Origin of the sequence: Rhodococcus sp. As11 (assembly GCF_048957735.1) — a bacterium.
Taxonomy (GTDB): domain Bacteria; phylum Actinomycetota; class Actinomycetes; order Mycobacteriales; family Mycobacteriaceae; genus Rhodococcus; species Rhodococcus gordoniae.
In genome coordinates, this window is record NZ_JARDJE010000006.1 from 157,570 (window position 1) to 179,777 (window position 22,208).

The following is a 22,208-nucleotide window of genomic DNA, read 5'->3' on the forward strand; positions in this document are numbered from 1 at the left end:
CGTCAGTGGGATCGACAGTGGCGCGGGTCACTCGTCCTCGCGTCGCGCAGACACACACCGTGCAGGGGGTTGTCGATGTACAACTGGTCCGTCCAGAACCAGATCGTCGCGTTCGTGGACTCGCTGAGGCCCTACGCCGACGAGATCCGAGCCGACTACTGGCACGCGTTGTACGCCTTCGCCGACCAGCAGAGCGCCCTGCTCACCATGCTCGGATACCCGCCGGTTCCCTGACGTCCCGTGGGTGAGCGGCGGACGGTTCCGCAGACCCCGGTTGCGTCGGCGCCCGTCCGGTAGCGCACCATCGAAGCATGACGGTCGATCCAGCAACCGCTGCCCCCCTCGAGTCACCGGCGGACGTCCGGCCACGCCGGGGCCTCGTCGCGTTGCTCGTGCTCGACGGTGCGCTGTGCGCCCTGTTGTCGGTCTTCTACCTGGGCCTGTACATCGCCGGGATGCCCTTCCCGATCACCATCCTGCTGGCCGGACTCGCGAACCTGCTCCTGGTGGTGGCCGTCCGCGCCGAGACCGGCTCCCTGCGCAGCGCGACCCTGCCGCTGGTCGCGTGGGCCGTCGTCTTCCTCGTCTGTCTGGCGGGAGGGCCGGGCGGCGATCAACTCGCGCTCGGCGATTGGCGGACCCTGCTGCTGCCGGTGGCGGCGCTCGTCCCGGCCGGCGGCTACCTGTTCTCGGCGCGTATCAAGGAGATCACTCGGGCGGTGGGAGCGGCTCGCGCGGTAGGAGCGACGCAGCCCGAGCCGCGTCCCTGAGCACGTCGGTCACCATCTCCTGCGTCAGCCGGCCGGTGAAGGTGTTCTGCTGGCTGACGTGATAGCAGCCGAACAGATGCAACGGGTGCTCGCGCGCCTCGGTCGGAGACAGCAGCGCGTGCGCGCCGTGCCCGAACTTCGGGCGGGGAACGGGAATCGTCCACCCCGCGGCCGACAGGACGGGCAGTAGCGCCTGCCATCCGAAACCGCCGAGGACGACGACCGCGCGCAGCGTGGGGGAGAGCAGGTCGAGCTCCTGTTCCAGCCAGTGCCGGCAGGTGTCGCGTTCGACGACGGTGGGGCGATTCGCCGGCGGTGCGCAGTGCACCGGGGACGTGATGCGCGTGCCGAACAGTTCGAGGCCGTCGCCGATGTGCGTCGCGGTCGGTTGCGACGCCAGACCCGCGTCGTACAGGGCCGCGTACAGCACGTCGCCCGACCGGTCGCCGGTGAACATCCGTCCCGTGCGGTTCCCGCCGTGCGCGGCGGGCGCAAGCCCGACGATCAGCAGGGACGCATCGGCAGGACCGAAACCCGGGACGGGCCGGCCCCAGTACTCCTCGTCGCGGAAGGCTGCTCGTTTCTCCCGCGCGACCTGCTCGCGCCATGCGACCAGCCGCGGACACGCGCGGCAGTCGACGAGCACATCGTCGAGTTCGGCCAGCGTCGCAGGAGGGGCGCCGTGCAGGGGTCCCCGTCCCGAGGGAGGGATCATGTCTTCATCCATGCTTCTCCCATACCCGGTGTGACCTCCTGAACCAGAGCCCACGCCTCGTCCATCGGGATGTCGATCACCTCGTAACGGCCCGCGCCCGCCGGGGTCGCCGCGACGACGGTCGCGAGGCCGGCCCGTCGCTGGAAGAATGTCTGCCTCACCGTCCATCCGATCACACCCTCCGCATCGAGGCAGATGCGTTGCCGGTCGATCGAGCCGCTGCGGGCCACGAGATGTCCGTCGACGACGGTGTGACCGAGACCCCGGTACCGGTCCTGCGCCAGCGCGCACGCCCCCGCGACCAGCAGCACGATCACCGTGACGATCACCGGCAGGGGCACGTGCCGCCCGGTGACGGTGAGGGCGACGAGTCCCGCGACCACCACGACACCCACCGGCCACAACGTCCGCGTGTAGCGGCGACGACGGGCACGGGGACCGTGGCTGCGCAGCGGCGCATCGAGCGGTAACCGCTCGGTGAGCACCTCGGCCGCGACCCGCCGGACCTCCCCGTCGGGCGCCGGCGGCAGGACCAGCGACGAGCCACACTGCTGCGCCGTCCTGCCCGTCATGACGGCGTCGAGCCGCGCGGCGCCGACCAGTCGCAGTGCCAGCGGTTCGTGCAGTGCGACACCGCGCAGCCGCGCCCGGTCGAGAGTGGTGTGACGGGTCGTGAGCAGGCCGTGCGCGATGCGCAGGACCCGGTCGTCGTCGGTCACCCGCAAATCGCCGTAGACCATCAGGTAACGCACGCACGCCGCCGGACTGGCGACGAGCACGACCACCAGGACGAGGATCACCAGTGCGACCAGCAGTCCCAGATCCTCCGCGGCCTCGACCGCGCGGCGGACGACCTGCGACTCTGCGATCCACCGGCCGAGCCCGAACTGGAAGGCGGCACCGGCGATCGCCGCGACGGCGAGCAATCCCGTCGTGGAGAAGGGGGCGTAGCGCACCCAACCCGGATCGAAGCGCGCCAGCTGCCGCTCGGTGGGGGGCGCGGACGTCGGTGCCGGCTCGGACGGTTCGGCGTCCCGCTCCCCGCCGGTCAGGAGAACGGCACGCAGCTCGGGGACGGCGGCGATCGGGAGGCCGTCGAGTTCGAACCGGGTGCGGTCGGCTCCTCCGCCCTGCCCGGTACCGATCTTCACGACGGCCAGGCCGAGGACGCGGTGCAGGAGACGTTGTTCGACGTCCACCGAGCGGATGCGGCTGCGGGGGATCGACAACTCGCGTCGCTGCAGCAGTCCGCGTCGGAGCTCGATGTGAACGGGCCCGACGCGGTAGGTGGTGGTGAACCAGCGCAACAGCCCGACCAGCACCAGCACGCCTGTCGCTACGAGTCCCCACCCGGGATTCCCGCTGGTGGTGCCGATGACGAACGATCCGGCGAGGACGGGCAGCAGGCGCAGGATCTCCTCGATCGGATGGATCAGCAACATCCTGCGGTCCAGGCGCGACCACGGCACCTGCTCGTCCGTCTCGGCCGCGGGCACGGCGGTGTCGTTCATGTCGCGTCCGTCCGGTAGCGGGCCGCGAGCGCGGTCAGGTGGGCGACGGTCTCGTCGGCGACACGGCTGTCCAGCCCGACGATCTCCACCGCACCCGCCGCGGACGCGGTGGTGACGGTGACGGTGGTCAGATCGAGCCAGCGGTCGAGCGGGCCCCGTTCGGTGTCGACGGTCTGGATCCGGGAGATCGGCGCGATGCGGTGTTCCTGCGTCCACCAGCCCGACCGCGTGTAGACCGCCGTGTCGTCCATCTCCCAGCGATGGACACGGAAACGCCACGCCGGCACCACCGCGACGTGCAGTCCGCCGAGGACGATCGTCGCTGCTGCCGCGGCGATGTGCCATCCGGCGCCTCCGGGTGCGACGATCACCCACACGACCTGCGCGACGACGAGCGGAATCCACATCAGTGACGCGCTCACGGCCCAGAGCACACGCGCCTTCGGGCTCGGCCGCCACGAGGGTTCCCGCATGACCACACTCGCCTCCGGCCGCGCCCCGCCGACCGCCACCTCGTCGTCCTCCACCCATGCCTCCTGCTCCACCGGGACCGGTGTCCGGTTCCACGCTAGGCTGGGATCCGTAGAACCGGCCGGACTCGCCCGATCCGACGAGTGCGGATCGCCCGTTCAGAAGAGGAGATCGTCATGACAGAGTCGAATGCGCTCGGCATCGAGATCCAGTCCGACAACGATTCCGAGGCCGACCGGCTCGAGCAGGCCACTCCCGTCTACGACGATCCTGCCGACGATCTGCCCTCGGACGTGCCGCTGGAGGCCGACCCCGCCGACACCTACGAGCAGAACCGCGAAGTCCCCGCGGACGACGACTACCCGCACGAATAGACCCCGAGGTGGCATAGGGGTGCACGCAGGCGCATGATCGGGCGCATGACCGATTCCGCAGACGACATCCCGCAGTCCGCGATGCTCCCGACCCCCACCGTGCGCCCCGGTGCCGCGTCCCGCTCCACGGTGACACCGTCGGGAATGCGTCGTGCGCTGCGCCGGGCACGTGACGGGGTCGCTCTGAACGTCGACGAAGCGGCGGTCCTGCTGCAGGCGCGGGGCGCCGATCTCGAGGATCTCTGCGCGTCGGCGGCGCGGGTGCGCGACGCCGGGCTGCTCGCCCAGGGACGTCCCGGCACGGTCACCTATTCGCGGAAGGTGTTCGTGCCCATCACCCGCTTGTGCCGGGATCGATGCCACTACTGCACCTTCGTCACGGTCCCCGGCAAGCTCCGCGCCGAGGGGCGCGGCATGTACCTCGAACCCGACGAGATCCTCGAGATCGCCCGTCAGGGGGCCGAACTGGGGTGCAAGGAGGCCTTGTTCACGCTCGGCGACCGGCCCGAGGACCGGTGGCCCGAAGCGAAGCAGTGGCTCGACGAGCGTGGATACGACTCCACCCTCGACTACGTCCGGGCGATGGCGATCCGAGTCCTCGAGGAGACCGGCCTGCTGCCGCACCTCAACCCCGGGGTGATGAGCTGGGCCGAGATCTCCCGGTTGAAGCCGGTCGCCCCCTCGATGGGCATGATGCTCGAGACCACCTCCGAACGGTTGTTCGCCGAGAAGGGGCAGTGCCACTACGGCAGCCCCGACAAGGAGCCGGCGGTGCGGCTGCGCGTGCTCACCGATGCGGGACGTCTCGCGGTGCCGTTCACCACGGGGATCCTCGTCGGGATCGGTGAGGACTTCACCGAGCGCGCCGAATCGATCCACGCGATCCGCAAGTCGCACAAAGCTTTCGGTCATATCCAGGAAGTGATCGTCCAGAACTTTCGTGCCAAGGACGACACCGCGATGCGCGAGCACGACGACGCGGAGCTCGACGAGTTCCTCGCCGCGATCGCCGTCGCGCGGCTCGTCCTCGGGCCGGGCATGCGTATCCAGGCACCGCCGAACCTCGTGTCGCCGGACGAGTGCCGCGCGCTGCTCGGGGCGGGCGTCGACGACTGGGGCGGTGTCTCGCCGTTGACCCCCGATCACGTCAACCCCGAGCGGCCCTGGCCCGGTCTCGACACCCTCGCGCGCCTGAGCGCCGAGGCCGGCTTCGAACTCACCGAACGGATCGCCGCCCAGCCGCAGTACGTGCTCGCCGGCCAGCCGTGGATCGATCCACGCATCACCGCCCACGTACACGCCCTCGCCGACCCGGCCACGGGCCTGGCGCGCGAGGTGGTCCCGTCCGGACTGCCCTGGCAGGAACCCGACGTCGACTGGGAGTCGTCGGGGCGGGTCGACCTCAACTCCGAGATCGACGTGACCGGACGCAACACCGAGCACCGGTCGGATCTGGGGAGTGCCTTCGGCGACTGGGAGACCGTCCGTGAACAGGTGCTCGAGCTCGGTGCCTCCGCGCCGGTGCGGCTCGACAGCGACGTGCTCTCGGCGCTGCGCTCGGCGGAGCGCGATCCGGGCGGCTGCTCCGACGCGGAGTACACGGCCCTCGCCGACGCCGACGGGGCCGGTCTCGAAGCGCTCGTGGCACTCGCCGACCAGTTGCGGCGCGATACCGTCGGCGACGACGTCACCTACGTCGTCAACCGGAACATCAACTTCACCAACATCTGCTACACCGGCTGCCGGTTCTGTGCGTTCGCGCAGCGCAAGGGCGACGCCGACGCGTTCACCCTCTCGGCGAGCGAAGTCGCCGACCGGGCGTGGGAGGCCCACGTCGCCGGTGCCACCGAGGTGTGCATGCAGGGCGGTATCGATCCGGAACTTCCGGTGACCGGCTACGCCGATCTGGTCCGCGCAGTCAAGGCGCGGGTGCCGTCGATGCACGTCCACGCGTTCTCGCCGATGGAGATCGTCAACGGTGTCGCGCGCAGCGGCACCTCGATCCGCGAGTGGCTCACCGAACTGCGTGCGGCCGGACTCGACACCATCCCGGGCACCGCCGCCGAGATCCTCGACGACGAGGTTCGGTGGGTGCTCACCAAGGGCAAACTCCCGACGGCCGAGTGGATCGAGGTGGTGACCACCGCACACGAAGTGGGTCTGCGCTCGAGTTCGACGATGATGTACGGGCACGTCGACCGGCCGCACCACTGGGTGGGTCATCTGAACGTGATCCGCGGAATCCAGGACCGCACAGGTGGATTCACCGAGTTCGTGTTGCTGCCCTTCGTCCACCAGTCGTCGCCGCTGTATCTGGCCGGCGCGTCGCGCCCCGGCCCGACCATGCGCGACAACCGTGCCGCGCACGCGCTCGCCCGGGTCATGCTGCACGGCCGGATCGACAACATCCAGACCAGCTGGGTCAAGCTGGGTGTCGCGGGCACGCGGGCCATGCTCGAAGGCGGGGCCAACGACCTCGGTGGCACCCTGATGGAGGAGACCATCTCGCGCATGGCCGGATCGCAGCACGGTTCGGAGAAGACCGTCGCCGAACTCGTCGCGATCGCCGAGGGTATCGGGCGGCCCGCCCGTCAGCGGACCACGGCGTACATGCCCGCGGAGATCCCGTCGACCTCGCGCTGACCTCGGGTCACGACTCCGGGCGTGGTAGGGGACCCTTACTCCGAAGCGTTGCGGAGGGTCGGGGGATACTGGAGGACCGTGGGCGTCGAGAACGCCCCTTCGGCGAGGCCGCGCAGGTCGGCGGGCTGACAGAGAGGCAGGGAGAACAGCAGTGACGTACACGATTGCGGAACCGTGCGTGGACGTGTTGGACAAGGCATGCATCGAGGAATGCCCCGTCGACTGCATCTACGAGGGCGGTCGCATGCTGTACATCCACCCCGACGAGTGCGTCGACTGCGGTGCGTGCGAGCCCGTGTGCCCCGTCGAAGCGATCTTCTACGAGGACGACGTTCCGGACGAGTGGTCCGATTACGTCAAGGCCAACGTCGACTTCTTCGACGATCTCGGCTCGCCCGGTGGCGCCGCGAAGCTCGGCAAGGTCGACTACGACCCGCCGTTCGTCAAGAACCTCCCTCCCATGGGCGAAGAGTGACGAACGGACCGGTGGAACTGTCGTGAGCACGCGTGTCCGCCGTTCGGTGGCGAAGAACCTGCCGGACTTCCCCTGGGATTCCCTGACCGACGCGAAGGCGAAGGCCGCGGCGCATCCCGAGGGCATCGTCAACCTGTCGGTGGGCACACCGGTCGACCCGGTCGCTCCCGTGATCCGGGAGGCGCTCGTCTCCGTCGCCGAGGAGCCCGGCTACCCGACCACGCACGGCACCGCCGAACTGCGGCGAGCGGCCGTGGGTGCGCTCGAGCGCCGCTACGGCATCACCGGTCTGGACGACGCCGCGATCCTGCCGGCGATCGGTACCAAGGAGATGATCGCCTGGCTGCCGTCGCTGTTCGGTCTCGGCGCCGGCGATCTCGTCGTCATCCCCGAACTGGCGTACCCGACCTACGAGGTGGGCGGCCTGCTCGCCGGCACCCGCATCATCCGCGCCGACGGACTGACCCGCCTCGGACCCGAAGTGGCGTCGCTGGTCTTCGTGAACTCGCCGTCGAACCCCACCGGCAAGGTGCTCGGTCCCGACCACCTGCGCAAGGTCGTCGACTGGGCGCGCAGCCGCGACGCGATCGTCGTCTCCGACGAGTGCTATCTCGGTCTCACCTGGGAGGGTGAGGCCCTGTCGATCCTGCACCCGAGCGTGTGCGGGGGCGACCACACCAACCTCCTCGCGGTGCACTCGCTGTCGAAGACCTCGAATCTCGCGAGTTACCGGGCCGGTTTCGTCACCGGCGACGCCGACCTCGTCGCCGACCTGCTCGAGGTCCGCAAGCACGCCGGCATGATGCTGCCGCTGCCGATCCAGGCGGCGATGACCGCGGCACTGAACGACGACGAGCACGAGAACGCGCAGCGTGAGAAGTACCGCACGCGTCGCGAGGTGCTCCTCGCCGCCGTGCGCGGCGCCGGCTTCACCGTCGACCATTCGGAGGCGGGCCTGTACCTGTGGGCGACGCGCGGGGAGGAATGCCGCGCGACCGTCGACTGGTTCGCCGAACGAGGAATCCTCGTGGCGCCCGGCGAGTTCTACGGTCCCGGCGGTGTCCTGCACGTGCGGATCGCGCTGACCGCCACCGACGACGACATCGCCGCGGCCGCTGCCCGGTTGCGCTGATCGAGCGCGGTCACCCCTCTCGACCCGACGCCCGGCGGGCGGGTCGCCGGTAGATTGGCCCCGTGAGTTCGTCCGGTGAGGATCCGCTGCTGTGGGTGCTCTACGTCGCCGTCGTGGCGATCACCGCGGTGAGTGCGTCGCGTTCCTGGTCCGGGAGTGCCGCGCACGCGAGGGCCCGATCGTTCTGGTGGCCGCCGCCGGTCGCGGCCACGATCCTGTGGTCGGTGGTCGCGGTGATGTCGCTGGCCCGGCTGATCTTCCCGGAACTGCTCGACCTCTTCAGGCGGCAACCCGTCCGCACCCGCGATGCGGGGGAGTGGTGGCGCGTCCTCGCCGCCGGTCTGGTCGAGGACGGCGGAGTGCTCCTCACCGTGGTGAACCTCGTGCTGCTCGCGGTGGTCTCCGTCGCGATCGTGCGGGTGTGGGGGTGGTACCGGGCGATCGGGTTGTTCGTGGTCGGTCAGCTGCTGTGGGGATTGTTCACCACCTTCGTCTTCCCGTCCGACGGCGCGGGAACGACCGGCGCGACGCTCGCGTCGGCCGCGACCCTCGCGGGACTCTGGCCGGTCGTCGGGGCGACGCGCCCGCTGCTCGTCGCCTCCGCGGCGACCTTCGTTCTCGGCGTGGTGCTCGTGGTCGCGGGCGACGCGCACGGCGTGGCGATCCTGATCGGGATGCTGCTGGGCGCGGTCCTGGCCACTGTGCTTCCCCCGCCGCGCCTCACGCGGGCATCGGTGTCGGCGACGCGCGGCGACGTCCGCACCTGACCGCCCCGATGGGAGTGCGGCGCGATATGGGATCGTGGCTGCTGTGTCTGCACTGCTTCGTTCGCTGAACCCGCTGGCCGTCGCGCGCGGCGACGATCTCCCGGACGCCGTTCGTATCGACGGTCACACCTTCTCCCGCAGCGATCTGCTCGGCGCGGCGACCGCGGTCGCCGCGCGGGTGGCACGGGCCGATCGGGTGGCCGTGCTCGCCACTCCCGGCGCGGCCACCGTCGTCGCCGTGACGGGCGCTCTGCTCGCCGGGACGACCGTGGTGCCGGTGCCTCCGGATTCGGGGCCGGCCGAACTCGCACACATCCTGACCGATTCGGGCGCACAGGCCTGGCTCGGTCCGGCCCCCGAGGTGCAGCATCCCGACGTCCCGGAACTGCCGGTACTGCCGGTCCGGTTGCACGCCCGCGACTGGCATCATCTGCCGGAGCCGAACCCGTCGCGAATCGCCTTCGTGCTCTACACCTCCGGTACCACCGGTGCCCCGAAGGGCGTGCTCCTGAGCCGGCGTGCGATCGCCGCCGGCATCGACGCGCTCGCCGAGGCGTGGGCCTGGACCGAGCGCGACACGCTCGTGCACGGACTTCCGCTGTTCCACGTGCACGGACTCGTGCTCGGAGTGGTGGGTGCGCTGCGCGTCGGCAGCCGACTGATCCATACCGGCCGGCCGACGCCGAAGGCCTACGCGGAAGCGCGGGGTTCCCTGTACTTCGGGGTGCCGACAGTGTGGACGCGCGTCGTCGAGGACGAGGAATCCGCCCGCGCGCTGAGCGGTGCGCGACTGCTCGTCTCGGGCAGCGCACCGCTGCCGGTGCCGGTCTTCGAACGACTGCGTGAGCTCACGGGCCTCGTCCCGATCGAGCGGTACGGTATGAGCGAGACGATGCTGACCCTCAGCACGCGGGTCGACGGCGAGCGCCGCCCCGGCTGGGTCGGTACGCCCGTGGCCGGTGTGGAGACACGGTTGCGCGACGAGCAGGGCCGCGACGTGCCCCACGACGGGGAGAGCATCGGTGTCCTGCAGGTACGCGGGCCGATGCTGTTCGACGGTTACCTGAACCGACCCGAGGCCACCGCGGCGGCGTGGACCGAGGACGGATGGTTCGTCACCGGTGATGTGGCGGTCGTCGACGAGGACGGATTCCACCGCATCGTGGGCCGGGAGTCGACCGATCTGATCAAGACGGGCGGGTTCCGGGTGGGCGCGGGAGAGATCGAGACGGTCCTGCTCGGGCACCCTGCCGTGCGGGAGGCGGCCGTGGTGGGGCTGCCCGACGAGGATCTCGGTCAGCGGATCGTCGCGTTCGTGGTGCCCGCGGCCGGCGGTCCGGAGGCCGACGAGGAAGAGCTGATAAACCTTGTCGCGCAACAACTGTCCGTCCACAAGCGGCCCCGGGAGGTGCGCCTGGTGAGCGACCTTCCGCGCAATGCGATGGGCAAGGTGCAGAAGAAGAAACTGGGCTGAGAAATCCGGCGGGTGATCGTCGGCAGGTAGGTTCCTGTAACCGGGATGGCGTGGAAAATCGGCCACAGGGGTTGCATGTGTCACACTCCGAGGCGGATTCTCTACTGCACCGTATGTAGATCTACTCACTTCGATGGGGGTTCGAGGGATGTCTGTAACGGATCAGGTCCGGGTGCCCGGGCGCGATCGTCGGGGGGACGGTGATCACGCCCCGCTGTTCCTGGTGGACGGCAAACCCGCGTCCGTTCCGCTGCGCGATCTGCCGGCGGTGGCTCGCAAACTCGTGGCGCATTTCGCCGACAACGTGGCTCCGTGTTCGCTCCGGCCGGGGGAATCGCTGCGCGGCGACGTCACCGAGGTCACCGTGCGCTGCCTGCGCATCGCGATCCATCTCCTCGATTCGGGAGAACTGCCGTCCGACGCCGAACTCGCCGACCTGCGCAGCAGCGCCGCCCAATGGGCCCGCGCAGGATTCCGGCTCGAATACATGCTCCGGATCTATCACGAAGGCATCAGGCTCGGCTGGGAACTGGTCACCGATCGGGCTCGGGAGGGCGATGTCTCCTCCGTTGCCGATGCGTCCCGCCTGTGGATGGCCCTGCTCGAGAAGGTCACCGTCGCCGCCACCACCGGTTTCGTCGCCGAACTCGACGCGATCCGGCGCGAACGCGACGTCGCCGCGCAAGAGCTGGTCACTGCCCTGCTCAGCGGGCAGGACGCCGCGACGGTCGCGCAACGCTCGGGTCTCGTGCTCGCCGACACCTACACCGTGCTGGCGGTCTCGCTCACCCGTCATCCCGACGAGCGCAATCCGCATGTGCGGCCCGAGGTCGTCGCGCGTCGGACCCTGCGCCGGGTCGAGACCGAACTCGAAGCGATCTGCGAGGGCCGCCACCTCGCGATGCTCGGCCCCGAGGGCGGCACCGTCCTGTTGCCCGAGTCGCCCTCGACCGAGGCGATCGAGGAGTTCCGGCAACGCATCGAGACCGTCGCGGGTGTGTCCGTCACGATCGCTCTCGTCCACGCGCCCGTCCGGGAAGTACCCATCGCGGCGAAGCAGGCCCACGAACTGCTCGATCTCGCGCGACGGCTCGGGCGCCCCGTCGGTGCCTACGGCATGCAGGATCTCGCCCTCGAATACCAGCTCACCCGCCCCGGACCGGCGCGCCGGCATCTCGCGCGCGTGCTCGATCCGCTCGACGAATCACCTGAACTCGTCGAGACGCTGGAAACACACATCGCACACGACCTCAGCCGGCAGCTCACGGCCAAGACCCTGCACGTCCATGCGAACACGGTCGACTACCGGCTCAAGCGGGTCGCGCAGCTCACCGGTTTCGATCCCACCCGGCCCTCGGGGCTGCGGCAACTGCAGGCGGCACTGACCGCTCGGCGACTCGAACAGGAGAGCTCCGAACGGGGCTGACATCGCGCCGGATTCGGCTTCCCGCGGCGTCTCGGTCGATATCATCGGTCTCGGGCGACCGAGGGGGCGTCACCCGGAGTGAGCGCGAGGGGGCCGGCGCATGGCGAGGGAGTCCGAACCGTCCGATCCGGATCCGCCGGTCCGTCGTGGCGGGAAGCGCGAAGGTGCACGGCCGGGCAGGCGCCGGATGCGCCGGCTCGTCGTCCCCGCGATCCTCGTCCTCGCAGCAGGCTCGATCGCCTTCCTCGTCGTGGAGGAAGGACGCGACTGCGACGTGGTCGAGCGGTACACGGTGGCGGTGTCCTCCGATCTCGCCCCGGTGATCGGGGAGATCGCGCCCCCGGCGTGTGCCGAGTTCGAGGTCGTGGAACAGGAGCCGGGCGAGGTATCGGCGCGGATCGCGGCGGACGATGCCCCGGACCTGTGGATTCCGGCGGGTGGCTGGTGGGCGTCGTGGGCGGGAACGAACGCCTCGGGGCCGGTGCGCACGGTGTCGACACCCCTCGCCACGACGCCGCTCGTGCTCGCAGGTGAACCGGGCGGCGTCGAACCGGTGCCCGACTGGCAGAGCGCTCTGTCCTCACCCGATCTCGTCTTCGGCAATCCGCTGCGGTCCGGTCCCGCCGCGGGGGCCATCCGCGCCGTGCTGGCCGAAGCCGCCGGTGATCCCGTCGCGATCGGAACGGTCCGTCCGGTCATGGCACCGCTGGCCGAACGTGAGCTGGCCCGCGACGAGGAGGCGCCCGCCGGTTCGGAACTGCTCGAAAACGTCGTCTCGGACGGTGGGAAGGTCGTGAGCACCGAACAGCAGGTGGACACCTATCGCCGTGTCCACGAGCGGGATCTCGGTACCGCGGTACCCGGAACGGGCACCCCACTCGTCGACTATCCATTGGTCGTGACGGCGCGCGGTGAGCGATACGACAGGGTGGCCTACGCCGCGACCGTGCTGATCGACGCGTTGCACACACCCGAAGGGCTCGACAGGCTGGCTCGGTACGGGTTCCGGGACGGGAACGGTCGGGTGCTCCCCGGCGACCGTGGTGTGGGACCCGTTCCCGTGCTGGAGCTCCAGGACGAGAGCGTCGCGGAAGAGGCGATGAACGTGTGGGCCCTGCAGGCGCTTCCCGTACGCACCGTCTTCGCGGTGGACGTGTCCGCATCGATGAACCGGAATCTCGGCGACGAGAGCCGGATCGAACTGGTACGGCGCGCCGCGCTGGCTGCCAACGACGTCCTCCCGGGGAGTGTCTCGGCCGGCCTGTGGTTGTTCGGCGGGGGAACAGGTGGCGCCGACTACGTCGAGGCGGCACCGATACGACGCTTCGATTCGGTCGTCGAGGGCCGGACACACCGCGATCGACTCACCGCACTCGTGGCACAGATGGCCGGAACGGCCGACGAGAGCACAGCGCTCTACGACACGATCCTCGCGGCCTTCCGGTACGTGCAGGACAGTTACGACCTGCGAGCAGCCAACAGTGTCGTCGTGGTGACCGACGGGGCCGACGAGGGGTCGCGGATCTCGAAGGGCGAACTGCTCGCCACCCTCGCCGGTGAGAACGAGCCGCCGGTCCGGGTCGTGACGATCGGACTCGGCGAGGACGTCGATTCCGTGGCGCTCGAACAGATCGCGGAGGCGACCGGAGGAACGAGTTACCGGACGAGCGACCCGCTCGACATCACCGATCTCGTGGTCGCGGCGCTGGCCGATCGGACGGGTGGCTGAGGGCCGCCCGGTCGTGGGTGCGGTGCCAGATCAGTCCGAGCACAGTGATGATCAGGAACAGCACGAAGGTCGAGGCGAGCTGAACCCTCGCTGCACTGTCGGACAACATCAGCGCGATGAAACCGATGAGCATCGCCAGGGTGAACCAGCTGAGATAGGGGAACAGCCACATACGCAGGCGCAGGGTGCCCTCCTGTTCGAACCTGCGACGCAAGCGCAGATGCGAGACGACGATGAACAGCCAGATTGCGATCAGCGCCGATCCGACCGCGTTGAGGAGGATCCCGAGGATCGTGTCGGGCAGCAGCCAGTTGAGCCACACGCTGACGAATCCGAAGAAGACCGAGACCAGCACGGCGTTGCGGGGCACCCCGTGGTGGGTGAGCTTGCTCAGCCATGCCGGGCCGTCGCCTCCGCGCGCCAGCGAGTACGCCATCCGCGAGGTGCCGTAGACGTTGGCGTTGAACGCCGACAGCAACGCGATCACCACGACGAGTTCCATGAGCCCGGACACGTAGGGGATACCGGCGATGTCGAGCACCGACACGAACGGGGACGTCTCGCCGCTCGCCGCGGTCCACGGCAGCACGAGCACCATGATCGAGATCGAGCCGAGGTAGAAGACCGAGATCCGCCAGACCACGCTGCGCACGGCGGTGGCGATGGACCGTTCGGGGTCCTTCGATTCGGCCGCGGCGATCGTGACGATCTCGATGCCGCCGAAGGCGAAGGCCACCGCGAGCAGGCCGGCGGCGACACCGGCGATGCCGTTGGGTGCGAAGCCGTCGCCGTCGCCGAGCAGGTGGGTGGTGCCCACGGGTTCGGTTCCCGGGAGCAGGCCGAAGACGAGCAGGATGCCGATGATCAGGAAGCCGACGATGACCGCGACCTTCAGCGCCGCGAACCAGAACTCGAACTCACCGAAGTTGGCGACCTGCGCCAGGTTCACGACCGCGAAGAAGGTGACGAACCCCAGCGCGACCACCCATTGGGGTACGCCCGGTAGCCATGATTGGACGATCGCCGAGGCGCCGGTGATCTCGACACCCAGCACCATGATCAGCATGAACCAGTAGAGCCAGCCCATGCTGAATCCGGCCCACCGGCCGATGCCGATCCGCGCGTAGTGCGAGAACGATCCGCTCACCGGCAGTGCGGCACCCATCTCGCCGAGCATGCGCATCACGAAGATGATCATCACGCCGGCGAGCAGGTACGACACGATGATCGCCGGACCGGCGGCAGCGATACCCACACCGGAACCGAGGAACAGGCCCGCACCGATGGCGGACCCGAGTCCCATCATGGTCAGATGACGGACCTTCAGGCCGCTCCCGAGATGTTCGACCTCGGAAGCGGGCCGCTGGGTTTCACTCACGGTTTCTCGGTTCCGAATCTGTTGTCGCGTGCAGAGAGCTGGTCGTTGGCGCGCAGAGCTAGTCGTTGGCGTGCAGAGCCGCATTCAGTTCGACGCCGCTGCCCTTGTTCGGCACGACCTCGACCGCGCCGCTCACCGAGTTGCGCCGCAGCAGCAGGTTGGACGCGCCGCTGAGGGTCGCGGCCTTGACCACCGTGCCGTCCGGGCCGGTGACCTTGGTGCCGGCGGTGACGTACAGGCCGGCCTCGACGATGCAGTCGTCGCCGAGCGAGATGCCCACACCCGCGTTCGCGCCGAGCAGGCAGCGCTTGCCGACGGAGATGACCTCCTTGCCGCCACCGGACAGGGTGCCCATGATCGAGGCGCCACCACCGATGTCGGAGCCGTCGTCGACGACGACCCCCGCGGAGATACGGCCCTCGACCATGGAGCTGCCGAGCGTGCCGGCGTTGAAGTTGACGAAACCCTCGTGCATGACGGTGGTGCCGGAGGCGAGATGCGCGCCGAGGCGGACCCGGTCGGCGTCGGCGATGCGGACGCCGGAGGGAACGACGTAGTCGACCAGGCGGGGGAACTTGTCCACGCCGAAGACGGTGACCGGTCCGCGGATGCGGAGGCGCGAACGCACGGTCTCGAAGTTGTCGAGCGCGCACGGGCCGTAGTTGGTCCACACGACATTCGCGAGCAGACCGAAGATGCCGTCGAGAGCGAGACCGTGCGGGCGGACGAGGCGGTGCGACAGCAGGTGCAGGCGCAGGTAGGCGTCGTGGGTGTCGACGGGAGGCTTCGACAGGTCGGCGATGTCGGTGCGCACCACGACCTGCTGGACCTCGCGCGCCTCGTCGTGACCGGCGAGGAGGGCCAGGTCGGACGGGATGTCCGTGCCCTCGAGGCGTGTCGTTCCGGTTTCGCTCGGCTCGCCGAGGGCGGGTGCCGGGTACCACGTGTCGAGGACGGTCCCGTCCTCCGTGATGTTCGCGATGCCTACTGCTGATGCTCCGTGTGCACTCACGGGTGAGAAGCGTACGCGAGCCGGTCCTGGGCCTGTGTCCCCCCTGAGAAAATCGTGTGCGGGGTCTGAGGGGCATACGCGTTTCGTATCGTGCAGGTATGCCCGTACCGCAGCTGGACCTGCACGCCGACCCCGTCGAACTGACCGCCGCGCTCGTCGACATCCCGAGTGTGTCCCGGGACGAGACGCTCATCGCCGACGCCGTGGAGGCGGCCCTGCGGGAGCAGACCGACGGCTTCGAGATCGTGCGCAACGGCAACTGTGTCCTGGCGCGGACGAACCGGGGACTCGGCAGCCGCGTGATGCTCGCCGGGCACCTCGACACCGTCCCGATCGCCGACAACGTGCCGTCGCGACGCGACGGCGACCTGCTGTGGGGATGCGGCACCTCCGACATGAAGGCCGGCGACGCCGTCTTCCTGCACCTCGCCGCGACCGTCACCGATCCCGCCCACGACCTGACGATCGTGATGTACGACTGCGAGGAGATCGCGGCGTCGTTCAACGGGCTCGGGCGGATCGAGACCGAACTGCGCGACTGGCTCGACGCGGACGTCGCGATCCTGGGCGAGCCCACTTCCGGTGAGATCGAGGCCGGTTGCCAGGGCACGCTGCGGGTGCGGATCACCACCGATGGCGTGCGGGCGCATTCGGCGCGCTCCTGGCTCGGCGACAACGCGATCCACAAGCTCGCTCCCGTGCTCGACCGTCTGTCCCGGTACGAGGCGCGGTCGGTCGACATCGACGGCTGTGTGTACCGGGAAGGACTGTCGGCCGTGCGCATCGAGGGCGGTGTCGCGGGGAACGTGGTGCCCGACGCGGCCGCGCTCGACGTGAACTTCCGGTTCGCGCCGGATCGCAGCCCCGACGACGCTCTCGCGCACGTCCGCGAGGTGTTCGACGGTCTCGCGATCTCGATGGAACTCACCGACATGTCGCCGGGCGCGTTGCCCGGACTGTCGAATCCGGCGGCGGCCGCGCTCGTCGAGGCGGCGGGTGGGAAGTTCCGGGCCAAGTACGGCTGGACCGACGTCTCGCGGTTCGCGGCGCTGGGCATTCCGGCCGTCAACTACGGCCCGGGCGATCCCAACCTGGCACACAAGCGCGACGAGCACGTCGAGATCGGACGGATCACCGAGGTGACCTCCGTTCTGCGCTCCTATCTCACGCGATAGCGTGACCGTCATGTCCGGCGACAACTCTTTCGAAGGCGGTTCCCGTCGCGAGATCGTGCAGCGGGGGCCGGTGCAGTTGCGCGGCGAGCGGGCCCGTGAGGCGACCACGATGGATCAGCGGTTGCTCGATCGCCGGGGTCCGTCCGACTGGGTGCACACCGACCCGTGGCGTGTCCTGCGGATCCAGAGCGAGTTCGTCGAGGGTTTCGGCGCCCTCGCCGAGGTGCCCCGTGCCGTGGCCGTCTTCGGTTCCGCGCGTACCCCTGCCGACCATCCGGAATACGAGATGGGCCGCAAGCTGGGAGCCGCGCTCGTCGACGCCGGGTACGCCGTCGTCACCGGTGGCGGACCGGGTGCGATGGAGGCGGCCAACCGGGGCGCGAGCGAAGCCCGGGGATTCTCGATCGGGCTCGGTATCGAGCTGCCGTTCGAGCAGAGCCTCAACGAATGGGTCGATCTCGGGCTCAACTTCCGGTACTTCTTCGCACGTAAGACGATGTTCGTGAAGTACTCGCAGGCGTTCGTGTGTCTGCCCGGGGGCTTCGGCACTCTCGACGAACTGTTCGAGGCGCTCACCCTCGTGCAGACCCACAAGATCACCCGGTTCCCGATCGTGCTGGTCGGCTCGGAGTACTGGAGCGGCCTGGTGGACTGGCTGCGCGAGACCCTGGTCCGCGACGGCAAGATCGCAGCGGGTGATCTGGATCTGCTGTTCGTCACCGACAGCGTCGAGGAGACCGTGAGCATCATCCGCGAAGCGCATCGCGGCGAGGACGAGGGCGAACTGCACGGACAGGAGAGTGGATGGTGACCGAGCCGTTGTCGGTCTGCGTGTACTGCGCGTCGGGGCCTGTCGACCCGCAGTTCCTCGAACTCGCGGCCGCGGTGGGGACCGAGATCGGCCGACGGGGCTGGCAGCTGGTCTCCGGCGGCGGCAACGTGTCGATGATGGGCGCGGTCGCCGAGGCGGCCCGCGCGGCCGGGGGGCGCACGATCGGCGTGATCCCCAAGGCGCTCGTGCACCGCGAGGTCGCGGACGTCGAGGCCGACGAGCTGATCGTCACCGAGACGATGCGCGAGCGTAAACGCATCATGGAGGACCGCGCCGATGCCTTCCTGACCCTGCCCGGCGGCATCGGAACCCTCGAGGAACTGTTCGAGACGTGGACCGCGGGGTATCTCGGTATGCACGACAAGCCGGTCGTGCTGTTCGATCCGGTGGGGCACTTCGACGGTCTGCTCACCTGGCTCGGTTCGATGGTCGACACCGGCTTCGTCGCGCGACGCGCACTCGACGGTCTCGGGGTCGCCACCGACCTCGCCGATGCGCTCGACCGATGCGCAGCGCCGTACGCAGCGGTCTGAGTTGTTCCACTTCGCCGCGCGCCTATCTACTCTTCGGTAAGTTCGGGGGACGCCGTGGGTGTCGCCCGAGCGAACCCACCCGCCCCCGACGCCGCCGTGAGGAAACCTGTCGTGACCACTCGATCCGATCGAGACAACGCCCCCGTCGTATCCCTGCCCGGACTCGTCTCGAAACTGCCCCGGATGGCTACCGATCTCCCCATCGTGCTGCGCGGAGCGGCCGGGATGACCCGGAAGCCGAGCGCCCGCGAGACGATCGGCTCGGTCTTCCAGAAACTCGCCGAGCGCCACCCCGAGCGGCCCTTCCTGCGGTTCGAGGGCGGTTCGATCGGCTACGGCGAGGCCAACGCGCAGGTCAATCGGTATGCCTCGGTGCTCGCCGATCGTGGTGTCGGCAAGGGCGACGTCGTCGGCATCCTCATGGGAAACCGGCCCGAGACACTGCTGGTCGCGCTGGCCGCGGTCAAACTCGGCGCCGCCGCCGGGATGCTCAACATCAACCAGCGCGGCGAGGTGCTCGAGCACAGCCTGTCGCTGCTCGACAGCGCCGTCCTGGTGATCGGGGAGGAGTGCGAGGAGGCCGTCGACTCCCTCGGGGACGAACCGCAGGCCCGCACCGCGCTGCGCTTCGGTGAACTGGACACCGCCGCCCGCGACGCCGACGCGTCGAATCCTGCCGTCACCGAGAGTCTCCGGGCTTCCGAGACCGCTTACTACATCTTCACCTCCGGCACGACAGGCCTGCCGAAGGCCAGCCGCATGACGCACTTCCGGTGGTTGAAGTCGATGTCGGGACTCGGCAGCCTCGGGGTGCGCCTGCGCAGCACCGACGTCCTGTACTCGTGCCTGCCGCTCTACCACAACAACGCGCTCACCGTCGCGTTGTCCTCGGTGCTCGCCGCCGGCGCCGGTTTCGCGCTCGGCCGGAAGTTCTCGGCCTCCAACTTCTGGGACGACGCGGAGCGCAACGGCGCCACCGCCTTCATCTACATCGGCGAGATCTGCCGCTACCTGCTCAACCAGCCGCAGCGGGAGGACGACGCGGACCACGGGATCCGTCTGGCCGTCGGCAACGGTCTGCGCGCCGAACTGTGGGACGAGTTCACCGAACGCTTCGGCATCGACCGCATCGCGGAGTTCTACGGGGCCAGCGAGTGCAACATCGCCTTCATCAATGCGCTCGACCAGAAGCGCACCGCCGGAATCTGCCCGCTGCCGTACGCCGTCGTCGAGTTCGACCCGGACTCCGGGCAGGCGCGGCGCGGTGACGACGGCCGGTTGACGAAGGTCGGCAAGGGCGAGGTCGGGCTGCTGCTCGCGAAGGTCACCTCCCGCGCACCCTTCGACGGATACACCGATCCGGAAGCCACCGAGAAGAAGCTGCTGCGCGACGCGTTCTCCGACGGTGACGTGTGGTTCGACACCGGCGACCTCGTCCGTAACCAGGGCTGGATGCACGTCGCCTTCGTGGACCGGCTCGGCGACACCTTCCGCTGGAAGGGCGAGAACGTCGCGACGACGCAGGTCGAGGCCGCGGTGTCGTCGCACGAGACGGTCGCCGAGGCCGTCGTCTACGGCGTGGAGGTCGAGGGAGCCGACGGTCGCGCCGGGATGGCCGCGATCACCTTGAAGGAGGGTGTCGAGCTCGATGGGGCGGCACTTGCGAAGTCACTGCACGACGCGCTGCCGGACTACGCGGTTCCGCTCTTCGTCCGCGTCGTCGACGAGCTCGAGTACACGACGACCTTCAAGAGCCGGAAGGTCGATCTGCGCAAACAGGGCCACACCGAGACCGGCGAGGACGCCGTGTACGTGCTCGCGAGTCGCAGCGAGGGGTACCGGCCGATCTTCGACGGCTTCGTCGACGGCGTCGCGAAGGGTGAATTGCCCGGTCGCTGAGCATGTCAGGATGGGATCATGAGCGGCCCCGCGACCGATGTCGACGAGCAGACCCCCGTGACCCGCCCCGGTCCGGCACCGTCCACCCTGTGCGGGCGCCCGGTCGCCACCGACCGTGCGCTCGTCATGGCGATCGTCAACCGCACGCCCGACTCGTTCTACGACCGGGGAGCGACCTTCGAGGACGACGCGGCGCTCGCAGCCGTCGACCGCGCGGTAACCGAGGGTGCCGATCTCGTGGACATCGGTGGGGTGAAGGCCGGGCCGGGCGAGGTCGTCGACAGCGACGAGGAGATCCGGCGCGTCGTGCCGTTCGTCGCCGCGATCCGTGAGCGGTACCCGGATGTGCTCATCAGCGTCGACACCTGGCGCAGCGAGGTCGCGCGTCGCGCCCTGGGTGAGGGTGCCGATCTGATCAACGACACGTGGGCGGGCGCCGATCCGGAGCTCGTCGCGGTCGCCGCCGAACTCGGGGCCGGCATCGTCTGCTCCCATACCGGTGGTGCCGTGCCGCGCACCCGGCCGCACCGCGTGAGGTACGCCGACGTCGTGGACGAGGTGGCGGCGGAGGTCGCCGCGGCCGCGGATGCCGCCGCCCGCGCCGGCGTGGCGAGCGACTCGATCCTCATCGATCCGACCCACGACTTCGGAAAGAACACCCATCACGGACTCGCTCTGTTGCGGCACGTGGACGTTCTTGTAAAAACCGGGTGGCCTGTGCTTATGGCGCTGAGCAACAAGGACTTCGTGGGGGAGACTCTGGGAGTCGAACTCGCAGACCGGTTGGAGGGCACATTGGCAGCGACAGCTTTGGCCGCAGCGGCCGGCGCACGGATGTTCCGGGTACACGAGGTGGCAGCCACACGTCGGGTGGTCGACATGGTCGCGGCAATCGCGGGCACGCGTCCGCCGGTGCGCACGGTGAGGGGGCTGGCATGAGTGCACCTGCACGCACGTGGGGCGAGGCCAACAGCTGGGACCGGCCCACCTGGGCGATCGATGAACTGCTCGAGGCCAAGGCGGGCCGCACGGTGACCGTGGTGCTGCCCGCCCTCGACGAGGAGGACACCGTCGCGGGAGTGATCGACACGATCCACCCGCTGCTCGGTGGTCTCGTGGACGAACTGGTGGTTCTCGATTCGGGTTCCACCGACGAGACCGCGTCGCGGGCACGGGCGGCGGGCGCCTGCGTCCTGTCCCGGGAGGAGGCGGTACCGGGCATCGAGCCCGTCCCGGGCAAGGGCGAGGTGCTGTGGCGGTCGCTTGCCGCGACCTCCGGCGACATCATTGCCTTCGTCGACTCCGATCTGATCGATCCCGACCCGGCTTTCGTGCCGAAACTGCTCGGGCCGCTGTTGCTCGGCGACGGCGTCCACCTCGTCAAGGGTTACTACCGGCGGCCGTTGCGCACAGGGGGAGGCGAGGACGCACACGGCGGTGGCCGGGTCACCGAACTCGTCGCACGGCCGTTGCTCGCGGCGCTGCGGCCGGAGCTGACCTGTGTGCTGCAACCGCTCGGCGGTGAGTACGCCGGCACGCGGGAACTGCTCGAGTCGGTCCCGTTCGCACCCGGTTACGGAGTGGAGATCGGGTTGCTGCTCGACACCTACGACCGGTTCGGTCTCCACGCGATCGCACAGGTCAATCTCGGAGTCCGCAAGCACCGCAACCGCCCGCTGTCCGAGCTCGGGGCGATGAGCCGGCAGATCGTGGGCACGATGCTCGCGCGGTGCGGAATCGCCGACTCGGGTGCGCCGCTCACCCAGTTCCTGGTGGAGGGCGACGCGTTCGTGCCGTTCGAGACCATCGTCGATCTCACCGACCGGCCCCCGATGGTGACGGTCACCGGCTGAACCGACGGCCGGTACCCCGGCCGGTGTCGGCCGCTCGTG

21 protein-coding genes are annotated in these 22,208 nt (G+C 69.4%); 16 read left to right on the forward strand and 5 right to left on the reverse strand.

Annotation, left to right across the window (positions count from 1 at the left end; genetic code table 11):
• The first annotated feature begins 75 nt into the window (after positions 1-75).
• Positions 76-234, forward strand: a complete 159-nt coding sequence (locus PV766_RS10345; protein ID WP_016933234.1) for a hypothetical protein — start codon at positions 76-78, stop codon at positions 232-234.
• Positions 235-311: 77 nt separating this feature from the next.
• On the forward strand, positions 312-770 hold the full coding sequence (locus PV766_RS10350) for a hypothetical protein (RefSeq protein WP_064062285.1): 459 nt from the start codon (positions 312-314) through the stop codon (positions 768-770).
• Here the strand turns inward: PV766_RS10350 and PV766_RS10355 are convergent.
• The 3 genes from PV766_RS10355 to PV766_RS10365 are packed head-to-tail and all read right to left on the reverse strand — an operon-like array spanning position 709 to position 3,541.
• Positions 709-1,485 (reverse strand): uracil-DNA glycosylase, encoded by a 777-nt coding sequence (locus tag PV766_RS10355; protein ID WP_064062286.1) that lies wholly within the window; start codon positions 1,483-1,485, stop codon positions 709-711. The genes PV766_RS10350 and PV766_RS10355 overlap by 62 nt on opposite strands.
• Positions 1,482-2,996: a PH domain-containing protein gene (locus tag PV766_RS10360; protein ID WP_421096977.1), complete on the reverse strand. Its 1,515-nt coding sequence runs from the start codon at positions 2,994-2,996 to the stop codon at positions 1,482-1,484. Before PV766_RS10360 ends, PV766_RS10355 begins: the two co-directional genes overlap by 4 nt.
• Positions 2,993-3,541 carry a PH domain-containing protein gene (locus PV766_RS10365; protein ID WP_421096978.1) on the reverse strand — a complete coding sequence of 183 codons (549 nt, stop codon included), beginning with the start codon at positions 3,539-3,541 and terminating at the stop codon, positions 2,993-2,995. Before PV766_RS10365 ends, PV766_RS10360 begins: the two co-directional genes overlap by 4 nt.
• Positions 3,542-3,643: 102 nt before the next feature.
• On the opposite strand from PV766_RS10365, the gene PV766_RS10370 reads away from it, so the two are divergent.
• The 8 genes from PV766_RS10370 (at position 3,644) to PV766_RS10405 (ending at position 13,487) form a co-directional block, all read left to right on the forward strand.
• Positions 3,644-3,841: a hypothetical protein gene (locus tag PV766_RS10370; protein ID WP_026003084.1), complete on the forward strand. Its 198-nt coding sequence runs from the start codon at positions 3,644-3,646 to the stop codon at positions 3,839-3,841.
• A 45-nt stretch (positions 3,842-3,886) separates the two neighbouring features.
• Positions 3,887-6,484: a bifunctional FO biosynthesis protein CofGH gene (locus tag PV766_RS10375; protein ID WP_421096979.1), complete on the forward strand. Its 2,598-nt coding sequence runs from the start codon at positions 3,887-3,889 to the stop codon at positions 6,482-6,484.
• Positions 6,485-6,635: 151 nt separating this feature from the next.
• Positions 6,636-6,959, forward strand: a complete 324-nt coding sequence (gene fdxA, locus PV766_RS10380; protein ID WP_064062289.1) for a ferredoxin — start codon at positions 6,636-6,638, stop codon at positions 6,957-6,959.
• Between the two features lie 22 nt (positions 6,960-6,981).
• Positions 6,982-8,091, forward strand: a complete 1,110-nt coding sequence (gene dapC, locus PV766_RS10385) for a succinyldiaminopimelate transaminase (RefSeq protein ID WP_421096980.1) — start codon at positions 6,982-6,984, stop codon at positions 8,089-8,091.
• A gap of 62 nt (positions 8,092-8,153) precedes the next feature.
• Positions 8,154-8,858: a rhomboid family intramembrane serine protease gene (locus PV766_RS10390; RefSeq protein WP_129977664.1), complete on the forward strand. Its 705-nt coding sequence runs from the start codon at positions 8,154-8,156 to the stop codon at positions 8,856-8,858.
• Between the two features lie 43 nt (positions 8,859-8,901).
• Positions 8,902-10,332 carry an acyl-CoA synthetase gene (locus tag PV766_RS10395; RefSeq protein WP_129977663.1) on the forward strand — a complete coding sequence of 477 codons (1,431 nt, stop codon included), beginning with the start codon at positions 8,902-8,904 and terminating at the stop codon, positions 10,330-10,332.
• Positions 10,333-10,504: 172 nt separating this feature from the next.
• Positions 10,505-11,758, forward strand: a complete 1,254-nt coding sequence (locus PV766_RS10400; RefSeq protein ID WP_016932053.1) for a PucR family transcriptional regulator — start codon at positions 10,505-10,507, stop codon at positions 11,756-11,758.
• A gap of 100 nt (positions 11,759-11,858) precedes the next feature.
• The gene (locus PV766_RS10405; protein WP_421096981.1) at positions 11,859-13,487 is read left to right on the forward strand and encodes a substrate-binding and VWA domain-containing protein; all 1,629 of its coding nucleotides are present in this window, start codon (positions 11,859-11,861) and stop codon (positions 13,485-13,487) included.
• Here PV766_RS10405 and PV766_RS10410 read toward each other — a convergent pair.
• Positions 13,441-14,793, reverse strand: coding sequence for an amino acid permease (locus tag PV766_RS10410; RefSeq protein WP_421097028.1), 1,353 nt, complete (start codon positions 14,791-14,793; stop codon positions 13,441-13,443). The two genes, PV766_RS10405 and PV766_RS10410, sit on opposite strands and share 47 nt — an antisense overlap.
• A gap of 130 nt (positions 14,794-14,923) precedes the next feature.
• Positions 14,924-15,877 carry a 2,3,4,5-tetrahydropyridine-2,6-dicarboxylate N-succinyltransferase gene (gene dapD / locus PV766_RS10415; protein ID WP_016932057.1) on the reverse strand — a complete coding sequence of 318 codons (954 nt, stop codon included), beginning with the start codon at positions 15,875-15,877 and terminating at the stop codon, positions 14,924-14,926.
• 98 nt (positions 15,878-15,975) lie between these two features.
• Between dapD and dapE the strand changes: the two genes are divergently transcribed.
• The 6 genes from dapE to PV766_RS10445 all read left to right on the forward strand — a co-directional run bounded on the left by dapE (position 15,976) and on the right by PV766_RS10445 (position 22,169).
• Positions 15,976-17,052: a succinyl-diaminopimelate desuccinylase gene (dapE, locus tag PV766_RS10420; protein WP_064064433.1), complete on the forward strand. Its 1,077-nt coding sequence runs from the start codon at positions 15,976-15,978 to the stop codon at positions 17,050-17,052.
• Between the two features lie 10 nt (positions 17,053-17,062).
• On the forward strand, positions 17,063-17,863 hold the full coding sequence (locus PV766_RS10425) for a TIGR00730 family Rossman fold protein (protein ID WP_026002823.1): 801 nt from the start codon (positions 17,063-17,065) through the stop codon (positions 17,861-17,863).
• A complete protein-coding gene (locus PV766_RS10430) occupies positions 17,857-18,417 on the forward strand; it encodes a TIGR00730 family Rossman fold protein (RefSeq protein WP_129977660.1) in 561 nt (186 codons plus the stop codon). Before PV766_RS10425 ends, PV766_RS10430 begins: the two co-directional genes overlap by 7 nt.
• Positions 18,418-18,528: 111 nt before the next feature.
• On the forward strand, positions 18,529-20,316 hold the full coding sequence (locus tag PV766_RS10435; RefSeq protein WP_421096982.1) for a long-chain-acyl-CoA synthetase: 1,788 nt from the start codon (positions 18,529-18,531) through the stop codon (positions 20,314-20,316).
• An 18-nt stretch (positions 20,317-20,334) separates the two neighbouring features.
• Positions 20,335-21,255 (forward strand): dihydropteroate synthase, encoded by a 921-nt coding sequence (gene folP / locus PV766_RS10440; protein ID WP_064064430.1) that lies wholly within the window; start codon positions 20,335-20,337, stop codon positions 21,253-21,255.
• Positions 21,252-22,169, forward strand: a complete 918-nt coding sequence (locus tag PV766_RS10445) for a glucosyl-3-phosphoglycerate synthase (protein ID WP_421096983.1) — start codon at positions 21,252-21,254, stop codon at positions 22,167-22,169. The genes folP and PV766_RS10445 overlap by 4 nt, the downstream gene beginning before the upstream one ends.
• The last annotated feature ends 39 nt before the right edge of the window (positions 22,170-22,208 follow it).